The 6,296-nt window shown below is 40.1% G+C and carries 4 protein-coding genes and 1 tRNA gene; 1 reads left to right on the top strand and 4 read right to left on the bottom strand.

The genetic code is table 11. The features are described 5' to 3' along the window. Window positions 1–178: 178 nt before the first annotated feature. From HUO09_RS15810 to HUO09_RS15795, 4 genes are all read right to left on the bottom strand, one after another. The gene (locus HUO09_RS15810) at window positions 179–1,444 is read right to left on the bottom strand and encodes an HD-GYP domain-containing protein (RefSeq protein WP_167413787.1); all 1,266 of its coding nucleotides are present in this window, start codon (window positions 1,442–1,444) and stop codon (window positions 179–181) included. Window positions 1,445–1,700: 256 nt separating this feature from the next. Continuing rightward, complete coding sequence (locus HUO09_RS15805) at window positions 1,701–4,109, bottom strand: EAL domain-containing protein (protein WP_188234533.1); 2,409 nt, start codon at window positions 4,107–4,109, stop codon at window positions 1,701–1,703. Between the two features lie 155 nt (window positions 4,110–4,264). Beyond that, window positions 4,265–5,233, bottom strand: coding sequence for an isopenicillin N synthase family oxygenase (locus tag HUO09_RS15800; protein ID WP_188234532.1), 969 nt, complete (start codon window positions 5,231–5,233; stop codon window positions 4,265–4,267). A 280-nt stretch (window positions 5,234–5,513) separates the two neighbouring features. Further along, a tRNA-Leu gene (locus HUO09_RS15795) sits at window positions 5,514–5,598 on the bottom strand. 189 nt (window positions 5,599–5,787) lie between these two features. Between HUO09_RS15795 and HUO09_RS15790 the strand changes: the two genes are divergently transcribed. Continuing rightward, entirely contained in the window at window positions 5,788–6,261 is a 474-nt protein-coding gene (locus HUO09_RS15790) for an RDD family protein (protein ID WP_188234531.1), read from the top strand. Window positions 6,262–6,296: the final 35 nt, after the last annotated feature.

The following is a 6,296-nucleotide window of genomic DNA, read 5'->3' as shown; positions in this document are numbered from 1 at the left end:
TTGCGACGTCTGCCGTGTCAGTGAGGCGGCATTATAGGGAGATGGATGAACTTAGCAAGCGAAAAAGATGAATTTATTTAAAATAAACGTTCGTTTGTCTAAATAAACAACGAACGTTATTTTATGTACTCTTCACCCTCAAGAAAGGAACAGGTTACTCACAAAATGCTGTGGATAACTACTCTTCACTATCAAAGAAGTAAGAGATTCTTGAGCGTGGGTTTAAATACTCTCTTACTTTATCTGGGAGTTTATGAGGCAGAATGGCATTAACAATTTTTATATCTTTGTCTGCTAAGTCAATAATCGGAGCCTGAGTTCTAGGTACCGACGGGTCGTAAATAAGAACATTAGGATAGAGAAGGCTGTTTGCATTCACGGATATGACTAAGCCAACCATATCATTCGAGAGTTGTACGACTGTCCCAGGTGGGAACACCCCCATAAACTTAACTAAAATGTTCAAGTTCTCATTGTTATAAATGTGCTTACAGTTCTTATATAAATAAGAAAGAGCAACATAAGGAATTTTTTGCTCACTTGGTACATTCGGGTGACATAAATTATCGAATGCATTTGCAACTGCGATAACTTGAGCCAACTCGTCAATTTCATCACCTTTCAAACCTTGAGGGTAACCAGAACCATCAAGCTGCTCGTGATGTTGTTCTATTACTCTTCTCGCACTATCAGGAAACTCTTTAATGTTCTGAGAGATTTCCAATCCATATTTAGTGTGCATTTTAAGGTAATTTTTTTCGGGTTCAGTTAAAGGCGTCTGTTTACGTACGATAGCAGTTGGAATTCGGATTTTGCCTATGTCATGAAAGAGAGAAGCAAAAGCGATCTCTTTTATCTTGTCAGCTGGGTATCCTTTTGCTCGACCTATCATCATCGCGATGACAGATACGTTTAGTGAATGAAAGTAAATATCTTCAAATTCACTTTTACCATTCATCAAATGCAGAGTAACGCTATCATCGCTGAGAAGTTTATCGACGATATCATCGACCAATTGAGCAGCCTCATCAACAGCGTCCATAGGTCGGCTGCGTATCTTGTTCATTACGGCACGCATTCGAGCAAGTGAACGTTCGAACTCCTTTTCACAACTGATCACTCGACGTCGATAAGCACTGAGTTTTTCAATTCTGTTTTGTTTTTCTTGCCATAACTTATCAGCTTCACTGTTGATATCACTTTCTACTTCATTTTCTTTCTCATCAACTGACGTGGTATTAGTTACTGGTGCAAGAGGTTGAGTATCACTTTGGCTTGGATTTAGAAACACATGTTGAATGCCCAAATGCTTGATTAAGCGGATCTGTTCTTGGTCTTTAATTTTAAAACTATTAAATAAGAATGGATGCTCGTTCCACTTTACTGGCAAGCGTATATGTAACCCTGGTTGTAATCTATCGACAGTAATTTTTATACTCGCCACAATTTACTAAAACCTCTGATAACTTTAGGAACTCTTACTTAGAGTTGATATTTGAACAACATCTATAAAAGTACAACTTTTAACACTATTCATTAGCGACAATTATAGACACTATCCTTAGCGAGAGAAAATAGTCACAAGATAGTGCTCTCAACCTTTGTGACTACTTTTGCCGAAATTTGCGAGCTCTTTATGCAATATTGAACGATAGAAAACTCAAATAAATGCGCTAAAGCATTGCAAAAACGAACATTCATTAAGAATTACGCTTTAAATTTGAAGAAGCAAAGTGCTGAATAACACAACTTGGGGTAACAATACCTTTAAAGGTTTTACCCTCAGTAAGAACCCATGGAAATGTCAGCTCCTCTTCTTCAATCAAAGCACTCACATTACTGATATCCATTTTTGCGTCCAACTTGGTGAATGATAGCTGCATGATTTGACTCACTGGTCGATGCCACATTAAGTTGTCCTGAGTAGTTTCAAGATCCGTCCCCATACGTGGAGTAAGGTGTAAGTTCAAACAAGCCCGGTCAATAATACCGACACATTCTCGGTGGTTAATGACCGGAAGGACTTCAATTTCTGATGACAAAAAATACTGCTGTGCTGCAGCTACGGTATCACTTGGGTCAAGGTGTGGCATCTGTGCATGACACATATTTTGTAAGGTACTGATATTTTTCCCAACAACATCCCCATCCTTAAGTAATGACGGCTTTAACGATTCAATCTTCTTAATAACTGTCGGAATAGCTTCCACGCTTTCTGGACAAGAAAAGCATCCCCCACTCATATAATCAATACCCAAATAAGCCAGCAATTTTGCATCATTAATGGCAGCAACTGTGTCTATTGCTACAGACACATTCAGCGAATGACATTCATCCACCAAAGTTTTCATCACTTTATGAATCATTTGTGAGTGAGCCAGTGACTGTAGGTAGATAGGATTGATTTTGAACAAATTATAACGTTCGGTTGGTAGGCTAATTGAAATAGCGTTACCTATCTCAACATTATCCATCACAAATTTGATTCCTAACTGCTGCCACATATTTATATCTTGAGTAGCTATAGAACGAAGCGCACCAGGATCAACCTGCAAATAAAACTGATGAGGGTCCACTTTATAATCCCGCATCTGGCGAACCAAACAGTACAATACATCGACAAAATTTTGAGATTCGTGCTGGCACAGAATGTTTAAAGTTACTGTTATTGGTGACGAATGATAAGACTGAAGCAACGCCTGCTCTTTAAATACCTTTTCCTGAACAATGACATCTAACTCTGCCGACAAATTTAGATCCTGAATAATACTTTCTAATTCCACACGATTTGAAGATAGAGCCGGAGGCAAAGGAAGTTCAAATAGAGCTTCGTATCCAGAGATGTTCCATGAATGAGTATCGAGTATAGGTTGATATTTTATTTCTACTTGCTTTGTTTCAATAAGATCAGAGATCAATTCTTCCAGTAGCTTCCTTTTCTTTATTTGGCGATGTAAGTCACTATCAAAAAAACGGATATGCTGTCCGCGATCCTCTGAATGCTGTTCTAGTATCGCCTGAACAGAATGAGTCACAGCCATTTTTGCATTGCTGGCGTCTACGCCAAGAACAGAAATACCAACCCTACCTTTTGCAACAGATTGATAAACTTCTGAATGTGCAGATTTCAATTCCTGAAAGAAATACTTTATCTGTCGATGAAGGTAGCGATATGGCTTTTCGTTCACAGGCGCAGAACACTCAATACAAGCCAAATAGAAATTGCCTTTTATTTTGCCAAACATCCGACACTCTTTGAGTCGAGCCATAACATCATTAAGCGTGTTTTCGAAGTTGGAGATGCGGCTTTCAATACTCAGCGTCATTACCACATAGATAGTATTGGCTATTTGTCGCTGATAAATGACATCCAATTGATCACCAAATGCTTTTTTTGTCAGTATACCGCTTTCAATTGAATGCTTAATGCTAGGCGACAAAGAGAATATCGTAAAAGAAATATCAGGATGCTGTAAAAAGGCGAGCGAAATAGATGCGGATCTGCACTGTCTAAGTTCCCCTGACGAATGCTTAATTAAGAAGTTTCTACTAGCTGAAGGTTTAGGTGCTTTTAGTGAGCTAGAATCTTCTTCAAACAGTAGAATACTATTCAAACTCACAAGATCGGCCAAACCAAATCCAGATAGTTGCTCGAACTTTTTATTACAGGCTAAAATCTTGTTTTCACTATTGGTAATCAATACCCCGCAATTATCCTGCCTCAACATAAAGTCAAACCAATTCATGGTCTGCCGATCTTGCTTCACTTCAAAAATCAGTTGCGTTTCTCCCTGAACAACATATTGGGAGAGTTTTTCAGCAGAAAACGAGGCATAAAAACCATGATGCCGATCTTCCCAAAGAGCAACAACACACGTACGTTTGTGTTGGTCTTGACACACAGATTCAAGCAGTTGCTCAATATCGTGCCGATAAGAAGGACTCATTAATGCAAGCCAATCACCAAAGCTGTTTATAGAATGGTTGGGGAATAAAAAAGGATGAGTTGCCTCTCTGTCGTAACTAAACTCCTGAGTAGCAATATTTAAAGTCCAATTAAAAGGCACCGATTTTCTTTGCTCAGTCGCTGAACCAAAACCTTCTTGCATACATTCACCCTAAGTTGCAAAAACTTCAGCCAAGATAGCCACTCATAATCTGAGTGGCTTTATCTAACTATAGTCGACCAACTCTTTAGATTGATTGAGCAAATTCAATTTCGTGACATTAAACTCTGCTTCAAAAGGACAAAGAAGCTTACAAATCAAACCTCGACAACACCGTCTTCGACTTGTCGACGATACGAATAGGTATCTTCAAAGCGGGATAATATCCAGTCCCCTGCTGTAATTAGTGGATAGCCACCTTTACCTTGCTTCTCTTCCAGACACGAAGTCAGTGTTTCTACCTGAGTATCAAAATCCGGTTCAACAAAGAAAGGCATAGAAAAACGAGATTTACCTGATGTTGGGCTCGCCACTCTGTGTTTGGTTGAGCGATAGATGTCATTCGTCCAACGCTGCATTAAATCACCGATGTTCACGACAAACGCTCCATCAATTGGAGTGGCATCCATCCACTCATCTTGTTTATTCAGAACCTGCAATCCGCCACTTTGATCTTGATACAGCAGAGTAATACAGCCGTAATCCGTATGGGCACCAGCTCCGTTTGTTTCTTGGGTTTGGCTTGGGTAACTGAGCATGCGCAAAACAGAAATGGGCAAAGTGAAACTTTTAGAAAAGAAGTCCTCATCTTCTCCCAAAGCGATTGCCATTGCTTTTAGGATTTTCAAACCAACATCAAGCGTCAAAGAGTAATGTTGACTAACCGCCTGAGCGAAGCCATCGATGTTAGGGTATTGGTTCGGTCCATATAGATCGGGACAACGCAGAACTTGAGAATGATAGGGAGAAAGGTCTAGCGCCATATCAAATGACTCTTTGCAATCCAACTCACCTAAGGGATCAAGCTTTTCAGCACTCAGTCTCCCCCACCCACGGTGGTTATTACTCTTCTCGATCGAAATTTTCTGCTTCTCTTCTTCTGGCAAGCTAAATAATAAGTTGGCCATTGATTGAATGTGGTCAAACTGCTGCTGAGGAATGCCATGACCAGTAATATAAAAAAAGCCAAGTTCGCGGCAGGCACTATCAATCTGTTGAATAACTGGTTGCCAGTCTTCTCTGTTTTCAGAATTCAGTGGGGAAATATCAATAATTGGTAGCGTCATACTTTCTCCTTGTAAACAGCTCACTTATGCGAGCAACTTTTTATTATGTAGCCCAATAAGCAAAAAGCTGACCAAGTAGGCAAGTAACATCAATAAAGAATCAATAAGGCTTAGAGTAAGTATTGAAGATTAGGTAGAAGAGATAGCGCACCACATTAATGCAGACCAATGTGGATATGCACCAACCTAGTCTTTCGCGGATAGATGGGTAGGAAAGAAATTTCCCCTAAAGCAGATACAACAAAGCCCCGACTTACGTCGAGGCTTTATCATTTAAATATGGTACCGGTAGGCGGACTTGAACCGCCACGCCCGAAGGCAACGGATTTTGAATCCGTCGTGTATACCAATTTCACCATACCGGCATCTAGGCTATTGCCTTTGATGATTGGCATTATACGGAAGAAACTAACGGGTGCAATAGCAATATATTGAAAACAAAATCGTTTGCTGAATATTTCACCATAAAAACAGAACCTGTGCACTGGCTCTCTTTTCAGCTATGGTTGCAACCTATATCCTTGCGGCCATCTAATTAGGAATGTTTGCTCGTTATGACTACTACTACTTTGCCACCTGCTGGCTTTTTTCGCCGTTTAGGCGCTTTAATTTATGACTCATTAATCGTGTTGGCCATTCTGATGATAGCAGGTGGTGTTATCGTAGCTTTGATGGAAGCTCTGGTTGCTGCTGGCTTAATGAGCTATGCACCCTATCAAGATGCCAGTGACTTATTGACAGGCCATCCAATTTGGAGCCCTGTTTATACTCTTTACCTTGCTCTAGCTTGGGTATCTTTCTTTGTTTATTTTTGGACACGAGCTGGACAGACACTCGGAATGAGAGCGTGGAAGATTGTTGTTCGCAATAGCGACGGCAATAGCATCACGGTTACTCAAGCACTTATTAGGCTCGCTACATCGTGCTTTGGCTTAGGTAATCTAACGGTTTTAATTGACCCAGAAAAACGCAGTTTCCAAGATATGTGGGCAAAGACTGAAGTGGTGGTGTTACCAAAGGTTCGCTAATACCAGTTCACCATTTACAGACAATAAAAAGGAAG

It is taken from the genome of Vibrio sp. Y2-5 (assembly GCF_014596725.1).
Lineage (GTDB): Bacteria > Pseudomonadota > Gammaproteobacteria > Enterobacterales > Vibrionaceae > Vibrio.
The sequence above is the reverse complement of the archived record's forward strand: the minus strand, read 5'-3'. Positions and strand labels throughout refer to the sequence as shown.